17 protein-coding genes are annotated in these 17,857 nt (G+C 69.9%); 12 read left to right on the forward strand and 5 right to left on the reverse strand.

The annotated features are described in order from the left end of the window. Nucleotides 1–32 precede the first annotated feature (32 nt). From ACIQTT_RS12340 to ACIQTT_RS12375, 8 genes are all read left to right on the forward strand, one after another. A complete protein-coding gene (locus ACIQTT_RS12340) occupies nucleotides 33–1,322 on the forward strand; it encodes an ABC transporter substrate-binding protein (RefSeq protein WP_402790236.1) in 1,290 nt (429 codons plus the stop codon). 79 nt (nucleotides 1,323–1,401) lie between these two features. Then, entirely contained in the window at nucleotides 1,402–2,367 is a 966-nt protein-coding gene (locus ACIQTT_RS12345) for a carbohydrate ABC transporter permease (RefSeq protein WP_402790239.1), read from the forward strand. After that, nucleotides 2,364–3,236: a carbohydrate ABC transporter permease gene (locus ACIQTT_RS12350; RefSeq protein ID WP_402790242.1), complete on the forward strand. Its 873-nt coding sequence runs from the start codon at nucleotides 2,364–2,366 to the stop codon at nucleotides 3,234–3,236. Before ACIQTT_RS12345 ends, ACIQTT_RS12350 begins: the two co-directional genes overlap by 4 nt. A gap of 29 nt (nucleotides 3,237–3,265) precedes the next feature. Then, nucleotides 3,266–4,099: an SDR family oxidoreductase gene (locus ACIQTT_RS12355; protein WP_402790245.1), complete on the forward strand. Its 834-nt coding sequence runs from the start codon at nucleotides 3,266–3,268 to the stop codon at nucleotides 4,097–4,099. Further along, complete coding sequence (locus ACIQTT_RS12360) at nucleotides 4,093–5,022, forward strand: dihydrodipicolinate synthase family protein (protein WP_402790248.1); 930 nt, start codon at nucleotides 4,093–4,095, stop codon at nucleotides 5,020–5,022. The genes ACIQTT_RS12355 and ACIQTT_RS12360 overlap by 7 nt, the downstream gene beginning before the upstream one ends. A gap of 31 nt (nucleotides 5,023–5,053) precedes the next feature. Continuing rightward, complete coding sequence (locus ACIQTT_RS12365) at nucleotides 5,054–6,037, forward strand: LacI family DNA-binding transcriptional regulator (protein WP_402790251.1); 984 nt, start codon at nucleotides 5,054–5,056, stop codon at nucleotides 6,035–6,037. A gap of 213 nt (nucleotides 6,038–6,250) precedes the next feature. After that, nucleotides 6,251–7,777: an FGGY-family carbohydrate kinase gene (locus ACIQTT_RS12370; RefSeq protein ID WP_402790254.1), complete on the forward strand. Its 1,527-nt coding sequence runs from the start codon at nucleotides 6,251–6,253 to the stop codon at nucleotides 7,775–7,777. Further along, a complete protein-coding gene (locus ACIQTT_RS12375; protein WP_402790257.1) occupies nucleotides 7,774–9,405 on the forward strand; it encodes a fucose isomerase in 1,632 nt (543 codons plus the stop codon). The genes ACIQTT_RS12370 and ACIQTT_RS12375 overlap by 4 nt, the downstream gene beginning before the upstream one ends. A 139-nt stretch (nucleotides 9,406–9,544) precedes the next feature. Here the strand turns inward: ACIQTT_RS12375 and ACIQTT_RS12380 are convergent, their stop codons facing one another. Next, entirely contained in the window at nucleotides 9,545–10,843 is a 1,299-nt protein-coding gene (locus ACIQTT_RS12380; protein WP_402790260.1) for a glycosyl hydrolase, read from the reverse strand. 63 nt (nucleotides 10,844–10,906) lie between these two features. Here ACIQTT_RS12380 and ACIQTT_RS12385 point away from each other — a divergent pair, with 63 nt between their 5' ends. Continuing rightward, entirely contained in the window at nucleotides 10,907–11,392 is a 486-nt protein-coding gene (locus ACIQTT_RS12385; protein WP_402790263.1) for a GNAT family N-acetyltransferase, read from the forward strand. Between the two features lie 64 nt (nucleotides 11,393–11,456). Here the strand turns inward: ACIQTT_RS12385 and ACIQTT_RS12390 are convergent, their stop codons facing one another. After that, complete coding sequence (locus tag ACIQTT_RS12390; protein ID WP_402790266.1) at nucleotides 11,457–12,044, reverse strand: hypothetical protein; 588 nt, start codon at nucleotides 12,042–12,044, stop codon at nucleotides 11,457–11,459. A gap of 121 nt (nucleotides 12,045–12,165) precedes the next feature. Between ACIQTT_RS12390 and ACIQTT_RS12395 the strand changes: the two genes are divergently transcribed. Then, nucleotides 12,166–13,380, forward strand: a complete 1,215-nt coding sequence (locus tag ACIQTT_RS12395) for a glycosyltransferase (protein ID WP_402790269.1) — start codon at nucleotides 12,166–12,168, stop codon at nucleotides 13,378–13,380. 5 nt (nucleotides 13,381–13,385) lie between these two features. Next, the gene (locus tag ACIQTT_RS12400) at nucleotides 13,386–14,597 is read left to right on the forward strand and encodes a glycosyltransferase (protein ID WP_402791189.1); all 1,212 of its coding nucleotides are present in this window, start codon (nucleotides 13,386–13,388) and stop codon (nucleotides 14,595–14,597) included. Nucleotides 14,598–14,679: 82 nt separating this feature from the next. On the opposite strand, the gene ACIQTT_RS12405 is transcribed toward ACIQTT_RS12400, so the two are convergent. Both ACIQTT_RS12405 and ACIQTT_RS12410 read right to left on the reverse strand, forming a co-directional pair. Next, on the reverse strand, nucleotides 14,680–15,351 hold the full coding sequence (locus ACIQTT_RS12405) for a hypothetical protein (RefSeq protein ID WP_402790272.1): 672 nt from the start codon (nucleotides 15,349–15,351) through the stop codon (nucleotides 14,680–14,682). A 105-nt stretch (nucleotides 15,352–15,456) separates the two neighbouring features. Beyond that, nucleotides 15,457–15,603, reverse strand: coding sequence for a hypothetical protein (locus ACIQTT_RS12410; RefSeq protein ID WP_402790274.1), 147 nt, complete (start codon nucleotides 15,601–15,603; stop codon nucleotides 15,457–15,459). 85 nt (nucleotides 15,604–15,688) lie between these two features. On the opposite strand from ACIQTT_RS12410, the gene ACIQTT_RS12415 reads away from it, so the two are divergent. After that, nucleotides 15,689–16,660, forward strand: a complete 972-nt coding sequence (locus tag ACIQTT_RS12415) for a GlxA family transcriptional regulator (RefSeq protein WP_402790276.1) — start codon at nucleotides 15,689–15,691, stop codon at nucleotides 16,658–16,660. 120 nt (nucleotides 16,661–16,780) lie between these two features. Here ACIQTT_RS12415 and ACIQTT_RS12420 read toward each other — a convergent pair whose 3' ends face one another. Further along, nucleotides 16,781–17,788, reverse strand: coding sequence for a LacI family DNA-binding transcriptional regulator (locus tag ACIQTT_RS12420; RefSeq protein ID WP_402790279.1), 1,008 nt, complete (start codon nucleotides 17,786–17,788; stop codon nucleotides 16,781–16,783). Nucleotides 17,789–17,857 lie beyond the last annotated feature (69 nt).

Raw genomic sequence — 17,857 nt, forward strand, 5'->3', positions numbered from 1 at the left:
CGCAGAGAGCTTGCTGCCCAAAGGAGTGAACAGTGAAGTTGAATCCCGCACACCCGTCCCCCCGCGCTCGCATGCTGCGGATCACCGGTCTCGCCGCCGTCGCCGCGCTCGCCCTCGCCGGCTGCGCATCCGGCGGAGACAGCGATGCCGGAAGCGCCGGCGGAGAGCTGACGTTCTCCAACTGGCAGTTCCTCGAAGACGGCAAGGGGCCCATCATCTGGGACGCCGTCAAGGGATACACCGGACCGAACGACGACATCGAGCTCACCAAGGTCGAGATCCCGTTCGCGAACTACGCCGACAAGCTCAGCACCGAACTCGGTGCCGGCGGCGGCCCCGACGTCATGGTGCTGCAGGACAGCCAGTTCGCCTCGCTGGTGGATGCCGGCGTGCTCGAGCCTCTCGACGACATCGCCGACGAGCTCGGCGACGACCTCAACAACACCAACGAGGCGGGCGTCTTCGACGGCGGGCAGTACGGCTTCAACTGGGAGCGCCCGACCTACAGCACCGTCATCTACAACAAGGACATCTTCGCGCAGCTCGGACTCGAGGTGCCGACCACGTTCGAGGAGTTCCTCACCACCGCGCAGACCATCAAGGACGAGCTGGGCATCGCCGGCTGGGCGGGTCGCCACCAGACCGCCGAGATCGACGGCTGGACGCTCGAGATGGCCAACTGGATCTACGGATTCGGCGGCGAGCTCAGCGACGGCGACGAGCTGACGATCGATAAGGCCGAGAACGTCGAGGCCGTCGAGGCGTTCCTCGAGACCTTCGCCTCGGGCGTCGCCCCGATCGGCGACGACGCGTCGACGTTCCGTGCGAAGTTCGGCCAGGGCCAGGTCGGGATGCTGTTCGAGAACTCGGGCGTCGCGACGACGATCACGAGCAACCCCGACAACGCCGTGAACGGCCAGAACATGGGTGCGGCGCCGCTGCCGCTCGCGAACCCCGGCTCGAACTCGCAGCTGATCATCGCGGTCAACGCGAACAGCGACAACAAGGAGGCCGCGAAGGACTTCGTGCGCTGGGTGCTCAGCGAAGAGGGCCAGACCGCGATCCGTGCGGGCCTCGGTGCCTCGGCCATGGCGACCGACGTCGAGCCGGATGCCGCGTTCCTCGAGGCGAACCCGTGGGCGACGCAGTTCCTCGAGGCCGCGAAGACCTCGAAGTCGACGCTCGTCGAGGGCTTCGAGACCGAGAGCAAGGTCATCTGGCGCGAGGTGCTCACGGCGGTCGAAGACCTGCGGGTCAACGGCGGCGACGTGAAGGCCAAGCTCGCCGAGGTGCAGGAGACCCTCGAAGCCGAACTCGGCTGAGCACCCCGAGGGGCGGGCGGTTCTCCCCCCGCCGCCCGCCCCTCGGTCATCCCCGCGAGACGCGAAAGGACACCCGGCCATGGCCACCCCCACGCTCGAGGCGCCGCACACCGCGCCCCCTGCCTCACCGCCGAGGCGCCGCCGCGACAGCGGCGCGATCTCGCGCTTCATCGAGCGCAACGGCGCCTACCTCTTCCTCTTCCCGGCGATCGCGTACCTGGCGATCTTCACGGTCTTCCCGCTGATCCGCGGCGTGCTGCTGTCGTTCACGGCGACCAAGCTCGTGAACCCCTCGGGTGGACGCCCGGTCGGTCTCGAGAACTACGAGTACCTGCTCTCGAGCGACAAGTTCTGGTCGTCGGTCGCCACCACGCTGCTCTACACGCTCTTCACCGTCGTGTTCTCGGTCGCGATCGGCACCGCCGGGGCCCTGCTGCTGAACACCGCGTTCAAGGGCCGGGGCATCATCCGCGCGATCGCGACGATCCCGTGGGCCGTGCCGACGGTCGCCGCCGCCCTCATCTTCGTGTGGATCTACAACAACGAGCAGGGCATCCTGAACCGCACCACCAGCGCGCTGGGGCTCGGGCAGCACGGCTGGCTCGTCGATCCTCAGTACGGGCTGTTCGCCGTCACGCTCGCGACGGTCTGGAAGCTCACCCCGCTCGTCATGCTCGTGATGCTCAGTGCGCTGCAGAGCGTGCCGCACGAGCTGCGCGAGGCGACCTGGGTCGACGGCGCGACGCGCTTCCAGTCGTTCCGCGCGGTCACCCTCCCGCACATCATGCCGACCGTCCGCGTCATCACCCTGCTCATGACGATCTGGTCGATCCGGCGCTTCGAGATCATCTTCCTCATCACCGGCGGCGGACCGCTCGACGTCACCAACACGCTCGTGGTGAACGTCTACCGCACCGCCTTCCAGGACCAGAACCTCGGGCGGGCCGCCGCGATCGGCGCCCTCGGCCTCGTGCTCTCGCTGCTGGTCACGGTCGTGTACTTCATCGTCGAGCAGATCCAGGAACGTCAGGAGAGCCAGCGATGACCACCGTGCGCATCCCCACCGACCTCCCGCGCCGCCGCGGCGTCGCCGCCAAGTTCGGCAGCCTCGGCAAGGCCGCGCTGATCACCCTGCTCGTCGTGTTCGCCGGCTTCCCCGTCTACTGGATGCTGTCGACCTCTCTCGGCACCGAGGCGTCGCTGTACGGCGGATCGCAGCCGCTCGTGCCCGAGGTGCAGAACATCGGCCAGTGGGGCGGATTCCTCGCCGACATCCCGATCTTCCGCTGGCTCGGCAACTCCTTCGTGATCGCCGCGGGCACCACCATCCTCAGCCTCGTGCTGGCGACCATGGCCGCCTACGCGCTCAGTCGCTACAAGTTCCACGGCCGCGGCGTCGCGGGGTTCATCTTCTTCAGCACCCAGATGCTGCCCGAAGCGCTGATCATCGTGCCGCTGTACGCGATCTTCGCCGGCGCCGGGCTGCTCAACAGCCACTGGGGCCTCGTGCTCGCCGACACCGCGTTCGTGATGCCGGTGGCGATGTTCATCATCAAGAGCGGCATCGACAAGATCCCCTACGAGATCGAGGAGTCGGCGCGCATCGACGGATGCTCCCGCCTGCGCATCCTCACCACGATCGTGCTGCCGCTGATCATGCCGAGCCTCGCCGCCGCCTCGGTCATCGCGTTCTTCGACGGCTGGAACGAGTTCATGTTCGCGAACACGTTCATCTCGTCGAGCGATCTGTGGCCGGCATCCGTGGGTCTGTCGTCGTTCCTCGGCCAGTTCTACACGCCGATGAACGTCGTGATGTTCTGCGCCCTGCTGTTCGCCCTGCCCGCCATCATCTTCTTCCTGTGGGCGCAGCGCGGCATCGTGTCGGGCCTGACCGCCGGATCCGTCAAGGGCTGAGCGCCCTGCAACCTGGAGTATCGAAAGACATGTCTGAAGGATTCGACCCGCTGTTCTCCGTGCGCGACAAGGTGGTGGTCGTCACCGGCGGCTTCGGCCAGATCGGCGCCGAGTTCGTGCGCGAACTGCACGGGCGCGGTGCGCGTGTGGCCGTCACCTCCCGCCGTGATGTTGCCGACCCGTCGGCGGAACTCGGCATCGCCGACCCCGAGGGCCGCCTGCTCGCGGTCGCGATGGACATCACCGACCAGCAGAGCGTGGACGCCGGATTCGACAGGGTCCTGGAGACCTGGGGCGTGCCGACCGTCGTCGTCAACAACGCGGGCGTCGACACCCAGCCCAGCGCGCCGCCGGAGGTCTCGGGTCCGTTCGAGCAGTTCCCCGCCGAGGTCTTCCGCGAGGTGGTCGACACCAACCTCGTCGGCACCTTCCTCGTGACCCAGGCGGCCGGTCGTCGGATGCGCGACGCCGGACTCGGCGGCTCGATCGTCAATGTCGGATCGATCTACGGGATGGTCTCGCCGGTGCAGGACATCTACGCCTACAAGGCCGAGCAGACCGGCATCCCCTTCATCAAGCCGGTCGCGTACTCGGCCGCGAAGTCGGGGCTGTACAACCTCACCCGCTATTGCGCGACGTACTGGGGGCGCGCCGGCATCCGCGTCAACACGCTCACGCCCTCGGGCGTGCGCCGCGACACGCAGGACGCGACCTTCCAGGCCAACTACACCGCGCGCATGCCGATCGGGCGCATGGCCGAGGCGAACGAGTTCAACGGCGCCCTGGTCTTCCTCGCCTCCGACGCCTCGACCTACATGACCGGGTCGAACGTCGTCGTCGACGGAGGGTGGACGGCATGGTGAACGACCTGCTGGGCACACGGCTCTTCATGGCCGCGGTCACCCCGATGCGCTCCGACGAGAGCGTCGATCACGAGGCGCTCGCCGCGATGCTCGATGGCGACATCCGCCGGGGCGTCGAGGGCGTCTACGTGTGCGGCTCGTCGGGGGAGGGCGTGCTGCTCTCGGAGGCCGAGCGCATCGCGGTGGCCGAGACCGCCGTCGCTGCCGCCGCCGGGCGCGTGCCGGTCGTCTCGCACGTGGGCGCGATGTCGACCGGCGAGGCGGTGCGCATCGCGCGGGCCGCGAAGGATACCGGGGTCGGCGCGATCTCGATGATCCCGCCGCTCTACTACGGCTACTCCACGGACGACGTCGTGCGGCACTTCCGCACCGTGATCGACGCCGTCGACCTGCCGTTCGTGCTCTACAACATCCCGCAGTTCACCGGTCGCGACATCTCGGAGGGTGGTTTCGACGAACTTCTCGCCCTTCCGCAGGTGATCGGCGTCAAGCACACCTCGCGCAACCTCTACGGCGCCGAGCGCATCCTGCACCGCTACCCCCACCAGACGCTCATCAACGGCTTCGACGAGTTCTACCTGCCGGCACTGTCGATCGGCGCGCGGGGTGCGATCGGCACGACCGTCGCACTGCAGATCGACCTCTTCCTGTCGCTCCGCCGCCGGTTCGAGGCGGGCGACCTCGCCGGGGCGCGCGCGGTGCAGGTGCGCATCAACGACACGGTCGAGGCGATGGTCGAGGTCGGCGTCTTCGGCGCCGCGAAGTACCTCGGCGGCACGGCATCCGCTCTGTCGCTCGGCGACTGCCGGTCGCCGCTGCCGGCCCTCGACGACGCCGGGCGCGCCCGTCTCGACGACGTGTACGCACGCCTGCAGCACCACATCGCGACGACCGCCGAGGAGGATGCGCGCGACCGGCGATAGGGTGAAGCATCCGGGCAGCAGAGGGCGGGACATGACCACGATCTACGACGTCGCTTCGCGCGCCGGGGTGTCGCCCGCGACTGTCTCGCGCGTGTTCAACGGCACCAAGGTCTCGCCCGAGAAGGTCGAGGCCGTGCGGCGCGCCGCCGCCGATCTGGACTTCACGCCCAACCGCGCCGCCCGCAGCCTGCGCACGCAGACCTCCGAGGTGATCGCGCTCGTCATCCCCGATATCGAGAACCCGTACTTCACCGAGATGGCGCGCGGCGTCGAAGACGTTGCCAGCGAGTCCGGGTACTCGGTCGTACTCTGCAATTCCGACTCGCAGCCGGCGAAGGAGTCGACCTACCTGCAGATCGCGATCGCCGAGCACATGTCGGGCGTCATCATCGCCGCAGCATCTGACGCGACGAACCTTGACAGCATCCTCGCGACCGGTCGCCCCGTGGTCGCCGTCGACCGTGCCACGCGCTACGACCTCGACGGCGTCGTGATGGCGAACCGCGAGGCGGGCGTCGCGGCGACCGAGTCGATGATCGCCGCCGGCTACCGCCGCATCGCCTACATCGGCGGGCCGGAGGACATCGACACCGCCGCCGATCGCGCGGCCGGGTGGCGACAGGCATTGACGGATGCCGGGCGCGAGACCGACATCGCGGCGCTGCAACGGTTCGCGACGTTCCGGGTCGACGGGGCGCGGGCGGCGATGGAGGAGCTGTTGGCGCTCCCCGAACCGCCGGATGCCGTCGTCGCCGGTAACAACCTCATCGGCGTCGGTGCGATCCAGGTGCTCACCGAACGCGGGCTCACCCCGCCGCAGATCGGCGTCGCCGTGGTGGGTTCGCTGCCGTTCACGACGCTGTCGCCGACGGCCGTGAGCCTCGTGCGCCTGCCCGCACGGCACATGGGGGTGACGGCCGCGCGCATGCTGCTCGAGCGGATCGCGGGCGACGCCCAGCCCGCCCGCACGGTCGTGCTGCGCGGCGAGACCCAGCACGCGCGCTCGACCCGCTAGTCGCCCTTCGTCTCGTCGCTGGCCCCTCGCTCAGGAACCGGTTCCTGAGCGAGCGAAGCGAGACGAAGGGCCGCCCTGGAATGCTTCGACAGGCTCAGCAACCCAGGGCTGGGGGCCTGCAGAGGGGGTCTGACTACGCAACCAGGATCGCCGGTTGCAATCTGAAATCGATTTCACATATCCTGAACCCGAGCGTGATCAAGGAGGACCACCATGCGATGCACCCTCGGGGTCGACGTCGGCACATCCAGCACCAAGGGCGTGCTCACGGCGTCCGACGGCACGATCCTCGCCACCGCGACCCGCGCGCACGACGTCTCGCGCCCCCGCACCGGCTGGGTCGAGATGGATGCCGCGATCTGGTGGGACGAGTTCGCAGACATCGCACGCGAACTGATCGCCGCCCGGCCCGATGCCGAACTCACCGCCGTCGGAGTGAGCGGCATGGGCCCGTGCATCCTGCTCGCCGACGAGAACGACGAGCCCGTGCGCCCCGCGATCCTCTACGGCGTCGACACCCGCGCGACCGCCCAGATCGAGCGCATCACCGCCGACCTCGGGGTCGATGAGATCACCCGCGTCGGCGGCTCGGTGCTCACCTCGCAGGCGGGCGGCCCGAAGATCGCGTGGATCGCCGAGGAGGAGCCGGATGCCTGGGCCCGCGCCCGCCGCCTCTTCATGCCGGCGTCGTGGCTCGCGCGCAAGCTCACGGGCGCATACGTGCTCGACCACCAGTCGGCCAGCCAGGTCTCGCCGCTCTACGACATCGAGAACGAGCGCTGGCACGCTCCGTTCTGGGGCCGCTACGCGACGGCGATCGTGCAGCCGCGCCTCGCCTGGGCGGGCGACATCGCGGGCACGGTGACGACGCAGGCATCCGAGATCACCGGCATCCCGGCCGGCACGCCGGTCATCACCGGCACGATCGACGCGTGGACCGAGGCCGTCAGCGTCGGAGCGCACGAGGTCGGCGACCTCATGCTCATGTACGGCACCACGATGTTCCTCGTCGCCACGGGGGAGGAGACGCTCCGCACCCCGTCGATGTGGACCACGGCGGGCGCCTTCCCCGGCACCCGCAACCTCGCCGGCGGACTCTCGACGTCGGGCGCGCTGACCGCGTGGCTCAAGGACCTGACGGATGCCGACTACCCGCAGCTCCTCGCCGAGGCCGAGGCATCCGGGGCCGGCGCCCGCGGCCTGCTCGTTCTCCCGTACTTCGCGGGGGAGCGCACCCCGATCCAGGACCCCGACGCCCGCGGCGTGATCGCCGGCCTCACCCTCGAGCACACCCGCGGCGACCTGTACCGCGCGGCCCTCGAAGCGACCGCACTCGGCGTGCGCCACAACGTCGAGACCATGCGCGCGGCCGGCGCCGACATCCGGCGCATCGTCGCGGTCGGCGGCGGCACGCAGGGGCGGCTCTGGCTGCAGGTCGTCTCCGACGTCACCGGGCTCGTGCAGGAGGTTCCGGCGACCACGATCGGCGCGAGCTACGGCGCGGCCTTCCTCGCCGCGGTGGCCACCGCCGACGAGCCGCCGCTCATCACCGACTGGAACCCGGTGACCGACACCATCGCCCCGAACGAGGATCTGCGCTCGACCTACGACACCCTCTTCGACCGGTACGTGCGTCTCTACGCCGGAACGAAGGACGTCGTCCACGAACTCGCCGCCGAACAGCGCGGTGCCACCCGCCCCACGACCACCGCATCCACCCCCGCATCGGAGGAATCATGACCTACACCCTGCCGACCCCGGCATCCCGACCGGCATCCGCCCCCAAGACCGCGTACCTGATCGCCTCCGGCGACCTGCGCGAAGCCGCCAACACCGGCGGCTGGCCCGTGCAGGTCGAGCTCGAAGCAGGCGTCACCGGCGTCTTCAACGACCTCGGCTGGACCGTCATCCGGGCGAACGACGTCGATCCCGCCACCGGCCACGGCTTCATCTCGAGCCAGCGCATGGGCCTCGAGGTCTTCAAGAACATCCCGACGGACGCTCCGCTCATCGTCGCCGAGGCCGTCTGGCAGTACTCTCACCACGTGCTCGCCGGGCTCCGCACGCACCAGGGCCCGATCCTCACGGTCGCGAACTTCGCGGGCGACTGGCCCGGACTGGTCGGTCTGCTCGGGCTGAACGCCGGGCTCACGAAGATGGACAAGCCCTACGCCTCGATCTGGTCGGTCGACTTCACCGACGAGTGGTTCAAGAACGGCATCAAGGAGTGGACCGAGACCGGCGCCATCACCCACGACGCCTCGCACGTGCGCCCGCTGCCCGAGCTGCCCGACAGTCCCGAGAAGCAGCTGGGCGAGGCGCTCGCCGCAGAGCTCCTCGCCGAGAAGGCCATCATCGGCGTCTTCGACGAGGGCTGCATGGGCATGTACAACGCGATCTTCGACGACGAGCTGCTCAACCAGACCGGCATCTACAAAGAGCGCCTGTCGCAGTCTGCGCTCTACGCCGAGATGCTCGAGGTCACCGAAGACGAGGCGAACGCCGCCTACGACTGGCTGATCGATGCGGGCATGACGTTCGTCTACGGCGAGGATGCCGCCACCGAGCTCACCCGCGAGCAGGTGCAGTGGCAGCTCAAGATGTACATCGCCGCGCTGCGCATCGCCGACGACTTCGGGCTCGACGCGGTCGGCATCCAGTACCAGCAGGGTCTGAAGGACCTGGTGCCGGCATCCGACCTGGCCGAAGGCATCCTGAACTCCACCGAGCGCCCGCCGGTCACCTCGCGCGACGGTTCGCGCGTGCTGCACGAGGGTCGTGCGTTCCCGCACTTCAACGAGGCCGACGAGGGCGTCGCGGTCGACGCGCTCGTCACCGACCGGGTGTGGCGCGCGATGGGTCTCGTGCCCGACAACACCCTGCACGACGTGCGCTGGGGTGAAGACTTCGACGGCCAGTTCGTGTGGGTCTACGAGATCTCGGGCTCGGTCCCCGCCTCGCACCTCGGCGGATGGCAGAACGCCGAGGGCTGGCGTCAGGGCCACGTCTTCTTCCCCGCCGGCGGAGCCACGATCAACGGCGTCTCGAAGCCCGGTGAGCTCGTCCTCTCGCGCGTGTTCATCGCCGACGGCATCCTGCAGGCCGACATCTTCCGGGCATCCGTCGTCGAGCTGCCCGCCGAAGAGACCCAGCGCCGCAAGGACGCCACGAACCCGGAGTGGCCGATCGCCCACGTCGTGCTGCACGGCGTATCGCGCGACCAGTTCATGGCCCGCCACAAGGCCAACCACGCTCAGACGGTCTACGCGCCCGACGCCGAGACCGCCGACAAGGCGCTCATCGCGAAGGCCGCGATGTTCGCCGGCATGGGCATCAAGGTCAACCTCGTCGGCGACGTCGCGGTCTGAGAACCCCGGAGGGGCGGAGGGGCGGATGCTTCGGCATCCGCCCCTTTCGTGTGCGGCCTGCGCCGCTTCGACAGGCTCAGCGCCCCAGGCCTGAGTTCCTGCAACTGGGTCCCTGAGCCTGTCGAAGGGTCCCGCCCGCTCACACCTCCGTGTTGCGCGACACGTAGGCGGTGCGTTCGACCACGGGGCGCACGAGCTCGGTGATGCCGCGCCGCTCGAGGAGCGCGGCATCCGCGGCATCCTTCGACGTCACGAACGCCGGGTCCGCACCGGACTCGCAGGCGTCGACCCAGGCCTGGAAGATCGAGCCGCCCGGACCCATCGCCCCGCGGCTGATCGGTGTCTCGGCCTCGTCGACCTCGACCACGATGCCGAGCGTGCGCTTCGGCGCCGACCGGCGTTCGCGCAGCTCGGGGATGAGCTCGGCGAAGCGGCGGCCGATCGGCTTGGCGGTGCCGGTCTGGTCGACGAGCCCGAGCGTGTACTCGAGGTCGGGGAAGTCGGCGAGGTCGCGGCTGACGTCGTGCGAGCACCACCAGGTCACGCCCCACAGATCGTCGGTGCGGGCGACCGAGCGCAGCGTCGCCTCGAGGAAGTCGGGCGTCTGCTCGGGGGTGAGACAGTTCGACGGCGCCCCGACCTCCTGCAGCCAGATCGGCTTGTGCGGGTCGGTCGCGAACGCCCGCGCCAGCTCGATCATGTACTCGGCGTGACGATCGGATGCCGTCGACCGCCCGCCGTACTTCTGCGCGGTGCCGTTGAAGATCCACGAGTGCACGGTGGTCATCGCGCCGAGCCGTGAGGCCAGCGCCGGGGTGAAGCCGTGACCGTCCATGTACCAGGCGGCGTCGTACTCGCTGTGCACGTGACGCTGCGCGGGCGCGGACGCCTCGGCCGCATCGAGCAGCGTCGTGATCCAGTTCGCGGCCTCGGCCTCGGTGACCGGCCAGGGCGAGGGGTGCGTCTGCGCCGAGAACTGATTCGTCTCGTTGCCGAGCGTGAAGCCCAGGAAGTTGCGCGCATCGGTCAGCCGCTCGCCCAGACGCGTGACGAGTTCGGCCTGCCCGCTGAGCGCCTCGGGGTGCGTGAACATGTTCTTGTCGTGCCAGGTGAACAGCCACGAGGGGATGAAGTCGAAGCTCGAGAGGTGTCCCTGGATCACGTCGACGCTCGCGTCGAGTCCGAACTCGGCGGCGACGTCGACCACGGCGCGCACGTCATCGACGGCTTCCTCACGGATGAGCGTGCGGTTGGGCTGCAGCACCGTCCACAGCGGGAAGATGCGCAGGTGGTCGAGCCCGAGATCGGCGAGGGCGGCGAAGTCGCGGCGCACCTCGTCGAGGTCGAGCGACATCCACGCGTGCATCCACTTCGATCGCGGCGTGTAGTTCGCGCCGAAGCGCAGGGGGTCGGCGGGGGAGAGGGCGACGTTGTCCATCCGGCCAGCCTAGCCACGGCATCCGTGGTCTCCCCGGCAGTCGGGAAGGGGGAGACTGGAGGGATGATCCGAACAGCAGATCTCAGCGGGACGGATGCCGTCGCCGTCGGGCGCCTCGTCAAGGACTACCTCCGGCAGACCGAGAGCGAGAAGGTCGCCCACGGCGCCGCGCCGGCCCCGGCATCCGATGCCCTGCCCGCCGCCTACCGACGCGAGGTCGACGACCCGGCTGACGCCTACGCGGGATGCCCCGTGTTCGTCGCCGAGATCGACGGCGAGGTCGTCGGGGTCGTGGTGCTGCGCCCGGATGCGGGAGGGGTCGAGATCAAGCGACTCTGGGCATCGCCGCTCGTGCGGGGGCGGGGCGTCGGATCCGGTCTGCTCGACGCGGCGATCACCGCCGGTGAGGGCGATGTGCGCCTGTCGGTCTGGGAGTGGCGCACCGACGTCATCCGCCTGTACGAGTCGCGGGGCTTCGTGCGCGTGCCGTCGTGGGACGCCCGCCCGGCCCTCGTCTGCATGCGCTTCTCTTCTCGTGAGAGGTCATGACACGCCGAACCGCAGCCCCGGAGCGCGGCGTGTTCTGACCCCTCACGCCACGTGACAGGGAGCGTCAGGCCGGCGGCAGGCGCAGCACGTCGGGCGACTCGCCCCCGGTGAGGTCGTCGGAGATGCGGATGCTGCGCGCCAGGTCGTCGAGTGCGCCGTCGAGGGTGCCGAAGCGCTCGCGCTCGCTGCAGATCGCGGTGAGAGTGACCAGGTGCGTGCCCGTGTCCCACGTGTAGGTCGTGAACGGCGGCGCGCTCGGCGAAGGAGGCATCGCCACGACGAGCTTCTCGCCCGCACCGAGAACCGTGCGGAACGAGACCGTGTCGTCGTACTCCATCGGCATCGACGCGCGCGCGATGCGCACCTCGGGCGTGAGCTCCTGCGTCGTGGCCATCGCGACGACCAGCTCGGGGTCGGCCTTCCATGTCCACACCAGCACGCGGCCGTCGGCGCGCTTCATGAGCATGGGGGCGGCCTGGCTCATCATCCACGCGCCGAGGCGCGATCCCGGTCGCTCGGTCGCACCGAGGGCCGCGTTCGCCTGGCCCAGAAGCATCCGGATGGCCGCCTTGCGGTGGCGCCGGCCCTTCCAGCCCAGCGAGTCGGTCACGGGGATCCACAGCGAGGGGTCGGCATCCGCAGTCAGTCGCATGCCTCAACGCTAGACGGTGTTGCCGGGAGGATGCCGGTGGGCCTCGGGGCGGCGCGCAGGGGCCTCCGGTAGAGTTGCCAGCGCCCTCCGGGGCACCCCTGGCCGCGAACCGTAAGGCAGCATGTCTGTTTCTCCCACCGACCCGACCAGCGCACCCGACACCGGGGAGCGACCGCTGCGCATTCTGATCGGCGCCGACACGTTCGCGCCCGACATCAACGGCGCCGCCCGCTTCGCCGAGCGTCTGGCCGCCGGTCTCGTGCAGCGCGGCCACGACGTGCACGTCTCGGCTCCGAACCAGGCCTACCGCCGCTCGAAGCCGCACACCGAGATCATCGAGGGCGAGCGCATGACCCTGCACCGGCTGCCGTCGGTGCGGTGGGCGCCGCACGACTGGCTGCGTTTCGTGTGGCCGTGGCGTTCGAAGCACTGGGCCCGCACCGTGCTCGACCGGGTCAACCCCGACGTCGTGCACATCCAGTCGCACATCGTGATCGGTCGCGGCCTCGCCCGCATCGCGCGTCAGCGCGGCATCCCCGTGATCGCCACGAACCACGTCATGGCCGAGAACATCCTCGAGCACACGACGATGCCGGACGCCGTGAACCGCTTCATCACGAAGCACGCGTGGGCCGATGCGAAGCGCACCTTCGACCTGACCCGTGCGGTCACCACGCCCACGCGCCGGGCCGCCGACTTCCTCGAGGGCACGGTCGCGGTCAAGGGCGTGATCCCCGTGAGCTGCGGCATCGACCGCACGCAGTACACCCCGATCATCGGGCCGCGCGAGAAGAACCGCATCGTGTTCGTCGGGCGTCTGACGGCCGAGAAGCAGATCGACGTCATCCTGCAGGCCATGACGAAGCTCGACCCGGCGCTCGACACGACCTTCGACATCGTCGGCGGCGGAGACCAGCGCAAGCAGCTCGAGAGCCTCGCCACCCAGCTCGGTCTCGGTGACCGCGTCACCTTCCACGGCCGCACCTCCGACGACGAGCTGCGGGCGCTCCTGTCGCGCGCCAGTCTGTTCGTGATCGCCTCGATTGCCGAACTCCAGTCGATCGCGACGATGGAGGCCATGGCCTCGGCGTTGCCGATCGTCGCCGCGGATGCCGTCGCCCTCCCGCACCTCGTGCACGACGGTGAGAACGGCTACCTCTTCGAGCCCGGCAACGTCGACGAGCTCGCCGCCCGTCTCACCGACGTGCTGACCGCCGAGTCGGCCTTGTACGCGCGCATGCAGCAGGCGTCGCTCGACGGCGTCGCGATCCACGACATCAACCGCACCCTCGACACCTTCGAGGCGCTGTACCGCGACGCCCCCCTGCCCGAGTGACGCGCATGCACGTCGTGTTCTTCGGCGATCAGCACCTCGACTCGCTCGGTGGGGCGCAGGTCTCGATGCGACTGCAGCGGGAGTTCCTCGAGCGCGCCGGGCACACGGTCACCGTCGTCGCGCCGCGCATGCACGGGTCGCGCGCGGCGGTCGGGGCGACGGATGCCGCGTACCTCGACCTGCCGTCGATGCCGATCACGCTCGACCGCGAGTATTCGATGACCTGGCCGGGGCGCGCGACCGACCGCTTCCTCGACCGTGCGATGACCACGCGACCGCCGGTCGACCTCGTGCACGTGCAGGCCGACTTCTGGGGCGCGTTCATCGGTCACCGGTATGCGCAGCGGCACGGCATCGCCGTCGTGCACACGATGCACAACCGCGTCGACGTCGGGATCGCCGCCGTCACTCCCCTGCACCGTCCGGTGCTCGGGGCGCTGAACGTGTGGCGCCGCGCGGCGCTGCGCGGGATCGGTCGACCGGTCGACGGCGGCGACGGCTGGGCGTTCCTGCGGGGTCTCGCGGCCGGGGCATCCGCCGTCACCGCCCCCTCGACGCACTTCGCCCGCCGCCTCGAGCAGCACGACGTGTTCGACGCGGTCGACGTGATCTGGAACGGCATCGACGACGACGTGCGCGCCGCCGTGCTCGCCGAGGCGCCCGTCGAGCGGATGCCGGGACGCCCGCGGTTCGTGTGGCTCGGACGCATGAGCCCCGAGAAGCGGCTGCTGCCGTTCCTCGAGGCGTGGAACGCGGCGGGCATCGACGCCGACCTCGAGATCATCGGCGGGGGAGGGCAGCGCGCGGCGGCCGAGAAGCTCGTCGCGGGTCGCGAGGGCGTGCGCTTCGCCGGACGCCTCACCTACCCGCAGACCCTCGCCCGCATCGCCGCGGCCGACGCGCTCGTGCAGACGTCGATCGGCTTCGAGACGCAGGGCATGACGCCCTTCGAGGCCGCGACGCTCGGCACGCCCTCGATCATCAGCGACCCCGACATCGCCGCGGAGCTCGGGGGCGGGTTCTGGGCGGTGGCCGACGCCGAGGGTCCGGAGCCGGCGCGGGTCGCGGCACTCGCCGAGACGCTGCGGGTCGCGGCATCCGACATCTCCGCCGGCACGGCGCCCACCCCGTTGCCCGCGGTGGCCGAGGCTTTCCGGCAGTCGTCGCGCACCGCCGCGATGATCGAGGTCTACGAGCGCGTGCTCGCCGAGGGCTGAGTCGCCGAGACACCACTTCGGCCCCGAGGCATCACGTCAGGCGTGGTGTCTCGGGGCCGAAGTGATGTCTCGACGCGTCCGCTTACAGGAACGCGTAGAACAGGCTGGAGATCCAGCCGAGGATGATGCCCAGCAGCTGCACACCGCCGACGCCGATCGCGACACCCGCGAAGACCTGGCCGCCGGGGCGCCGTACCGCGATGAGTCCGAGCACGAGGGCGGCGGCGCTGGCGAGGAACGTGACCACGCCGAACAGCAGGGTGAAGATGCCGTAGCCGCCATCGCCGTAGCCCGAGTAGTAGCCGATCGACGACAGCAGGAACGGCTGGATCAGCACCTGCAGTGCACCGATCGCAGCGACAGCGAGGGCGATGATGAACGCCACGCGCGCGAGGGCGTTGGTCGACCCGGCGGGGCGCGCCGGTGCCGGGTTCGCACCGTACGCGGGCTGCTGAGTTGCGGCGTAGGGAGCGGCACCCGGGTGCGCGTAGGCGCCCTGCGGGGCGGCCTGGCCGTAGGGCTGCGCCTGCGGCTGGCCGTATGCCTGCTGCGGCTGCGGCGCCTGCTGGCCGTACGGCGGCTGCGGGGCTGTCTGTTGCGGGGTTCCGTACGCCGGCGCGGCCGGGTACTGCGGGTCGGCCGGAAGAGCGGATGCCGCGGGCGGAGCGCTCGGGAACTGCGGCTGCTGCGGAGGGTTGGTGGCGTTCCCGTTCGGGGGCGTGGGCGGAACGGGAGGCAGCTGCGGGTCGCTCATGGCTCCGAGCGTAGTCGTGCGAGCGGCCCGGCGGGGTGAACGGTTCGGGACGAGGGGTCAAGACACGCCGTGCTCGACGGCATCCGTACGGCGTGTCTTGACCTCTCAGCGGGAAGCCCGGTGCAGGGAGTCGCGTTCGGCGACCCGGTTCCAGTCGGTGGGGGTGGGGCGGTATCCGTCACGGCGGAGTTCGACGACCGTGGCGACGAGGGCCCAGAGGGCCAGGGCGGCGAGGAGGATGAGGAGTACCATGGCAGAAACGCTACGGTCGACGTCGATCCGCCACGAGTGGCAGGATAGACGTATATCGAACGAAAACTGCCAATCGGGAGCGCGCATGAAGACAGTGGCCTGCATCGTCCAGGACGGGTTCGCCCCGTTCGAGTTCGGCCTCGCCTGCGAGGCCTTCGGGCTCGACCGCTCGAACGACGGCGTGCCGAACTTCGACTTCCGGGTCGTCGCCCCGCATCCCGGGGTCGTGGCATCCAAGCTCGGCTTCTCGATCAACGTCGAGCACGACCTCTCGTTCGCCTACGAGGCCGACCTCGTCGTCTTCTGCCCGGTGCCGCGAGAGTACTGGGACCGCATCGACCCGCTGCTCCTCGACGTCGCCCGTGACGCGGTCGCCCGTGGCGCCTGGGTGCTCACGATCTGCAGCGCCTCGTTCATCCTCGGGGCAGCGGGCGTGCTCGACGGGCGTCGCGCCACCACGCACTGGATGTACTCCGAGATCATGGCGTCGATGTACCCCGAGGTCGAGATCGACCCCGACGTGCTCTTCGTGCAGGACGGCCGCATCATCACGAGCGCCGGCACGGCCGCGGGCATCGACGCGTGCCTGCACCTGTTGCGGCAGGAACTCGGGGCCGAGCTCACCAACCGCATCGCGCGCCGCATGGTCGTGCCGCCGCAGCGCGACGGCGGGCAGGCGCAGTTCATCGACCGCCCGATCCCGGTCGTGCCGAGCGACTCGCTCGCCGCGGTCGCCGACTGGGCCGTCGAGCACCTCCGCGACGAACTCGGAGTCGATCAGCTCGCCGCCCGCGCTCTCATGTCTCCCCGCACCTTCGCCCGCCGATTCAAGGCCGAGTACGGGGCGACGCCGGCGGCCTGGCTCGCGCGCCAGCGCATCATCCACGCCCAGCGGATGCTGGAACGCACCGACTTCCCCCTCGATCGCATCGCCGACGAGTGCGGGTTCGGTTCGGCGGCCGTGCTGCGTCAGAACTTCGCCCGAGTGCTCGGCCTGACGCCGACCGCCTACCGCGCCCGCTTCTCCTGCGCCGCCGACGAGATGCCGGCCGCCTGAGGCTGCACACTCGGGAGGAGATCTCGCCTTCGGCAGGAGGCATCCGCTTTTCCGGCCCTGTGGAGCGCGTGTTCTCCTGCGGAGCTCGTGCGTGTCGAAGCGTCCCGGCGAGAAACCGCGTCAGAGGGCGCGGGTCGTGGAGCGCTCGACGAGCGAGCACGGCAGCAGCACGTGCGCGGCATCCTGCTCGGGGTTCGCCAGCCGTGAGAGCAGCAGTTCGACCGCGCCGTGCGCCATGTCGAGGATCGGCTGCCGCACCGTCGTGAGGTCGAACGCCTGCCACGACGACATCGCCACGTCGTCGAAGCCGAGGATCGAGACGTCCTCGGGCACCGCGACGCCGAGCTCGGTGGCGGCGTTCAGTGCTCCGAAGGCGACGAGGTCGTTGTGGCAGAAGAGTGCGGTGGGCGGCTCGGGCAGCTGCAGCAGGCGGGTCGCGGCGTCGAAGGCGCGGGTGTAGTCGAGATCGGCGACCTCGAGCAGGTCTTCGTCGAAGGAGACACCGGCGGCGGCGAACTCGAGCAGGAAGCCGCGGTGCCGGTCGTTGACGGATGCCGCGCCCAGGGGCCCCGAGATCACGCCGATGCGCCGGTGGCCGAGGTCGAGCAGGTGCCGGGCGGCGATGCGTCCGCCCTCGAAGTTGTCGGGCGAGATGGAATCGGATGCCGGGGCGGCGCCCGGACCCATCGTGACCGAGGGGACGCCGAGCGAGACGATGCGCCCCTCGTCGTCGGGGGAGAGCAGTGTGGTGGTGAGGATGACGCCGTCGACGTTGGTCTCCCAGAGCGTGCGGGCGAGGTCCTCGGTGGTGTCGGCGCGCCCCGAGAGGATGAGCGTGCGATAGCCGGCCTGATTGAGCTCGCCGCTGATGGTGTGCAGCAGTTCGGCGTAGTAGCTGTTGCGCGGGTCGCCGAGCACGACGCCGATCGTCTGGGTGCGGCTGGTGACGAGGCTGCGGGCGCTGAGGTTGGGTCGATAGCCGAGCTTCTCGATCGCCGCCTCGACCTTGGCGCGGATGTCGTCGGACACCCCTTCGCGCCCGTTGACGATGCGCGAGACCGTCGTCTGCGAGACTCCGGCCGCCTTGGCGACATCGATGCTCGTGACACCGCGGGACTTCGGCGGCATGGGATCTCCTCTGGGCGTGCCGGGACTCCCATGCTAGACGGCGAGGGGCGAGGATGACTACGCAACCCT

The sequence above is a fragment of the Microbacterium sp. NPDC090225 genome (assembly GCF_044772365.1).
GTDB lineage: Bacteria > Actinomycetota > Actinomycetes > Actinomycetales > Microbacteriaceae > Microbacterium.

Excerpts from the sequence above, each read along its gene's own strand:
- ACIQTT_RS12345 (WP_402790239.1), top strand. The coding sequence starts at position 1,402 with ATGGCCACCCCCACGCTCGAGGCGCCGCACACCGCGCCCCCTGCCTCA.
- ACIQTT_RS12350 (WP_402790242.1), top strand. The coding sequence starts at position 2,364 with ATGACCACCGTGCGCATCCCCACCGACCTCCCGCGCCGCCGCGGCGTC.
- ACIQTT_RS12355 (WP_402790245.1), top strand. The coding sequence starts at position 3,266 with ATGTCTGAAGGATTCGACCCGCTGTTCTCCGTGCGCGACAAGGTGGTG.
- ACIQTT_RS12360 (WP_402790248.1), top strand. The coding sequence starts at position 4,093 with ATGGTGAACGACCTGCTGGGCACACGGCTCTTCATGGCCGCGGTCACC.
- ACIQTT_RS12365 (WP_402790251.1), top strand. The coding sequence starts at position 5,054 with ATGACCACGATCTACGACGTCGCTTCGCGCGCCGGGGTGTCGCCCGCG.
- ACIQTT_RS12370 (WP_402790254.1), top strand. The coding sequence starts at position 6,251 with ATGCGATGCACCCTCGGGGTCGACGTCGGCACATCCAGCACCAAGGGC.
- ACIQTT_RS12375 (WP_402790257.1), top strand. The coding sequence starts at position 7,774 with ATGACCTACACCCTGCCGACCCCGGCATCCCGACCGGCATCCGCCCCC.
- ACIQTT_RS12380 (WP_402790260.1), bottom strand. The coding sequence starts at position 10,843 with ATGGACAACGTCGCCCTCTCCCCCGCCGACCCCCTGCGCTTCGGCGCG.
- ACIQTT_RS12385 (WP_402790263.1), top strand. The coding sequence starts at position 10,907 with ATGATCCGAACAGCAGATCTCAGCGGGACGGATGCCGTCGCCGTCGGG.
- ACIQTT_RS12390 (WP_402790266.1), bottom strand. The coding sequence starts at position 12,044 with ATGCGACTGACTGCGGATGCCGACCCCTCGCTGTGGATCCCCGTGACC.
- ACIQTT_RS12395 (WP_402790269.1), top strand. The coding sequence starts at position 12,166 with ATGTCTGTTTCTCCCACCGACCCGACCAGCGCACCCGACACCGGGGAG.
- ACIQTT_RS12400 (WP_402791189.1), top strand. The coding sequence starts at position 13,386 with ATGCACGTCGTGTTCTTCGGCGATCAGCACCTCGACTCGCTCGGTGGG.
- ACIQTT_RS12405 (WP_402790272.1), bottom strand. The coding sequence starts at position 15,351 with ATGAGCGACCCGCAGCTGCCTCCCGTTCCGCCCACGCCCCCGAACGGG.
- ACIQTT_RS12410 (WP_402790274.1), bottom strand. The coding sequence starts at position 15,603 with ATGGTACTCCTCATCCTCCTCGCCGCCCTGGCCCTCTGGGCCCTCGTC.
- ACIQTT_RS12415 (WP_402790276.1), top strand. The coding sequence starts at position 15,689 with ATGAAGACAGTGGCCTGCATCGTCCAGGACGGGTTCGCCCCGTTCGAG.
- ACIQTT_RS12420 (WP_402790279.1), bottom strand. The coding sequence starts at position 17,788 with ATGCCGCCGAAGTCCCGCGGTGTCACGAGCATCGATGTCGCCAAGGCG.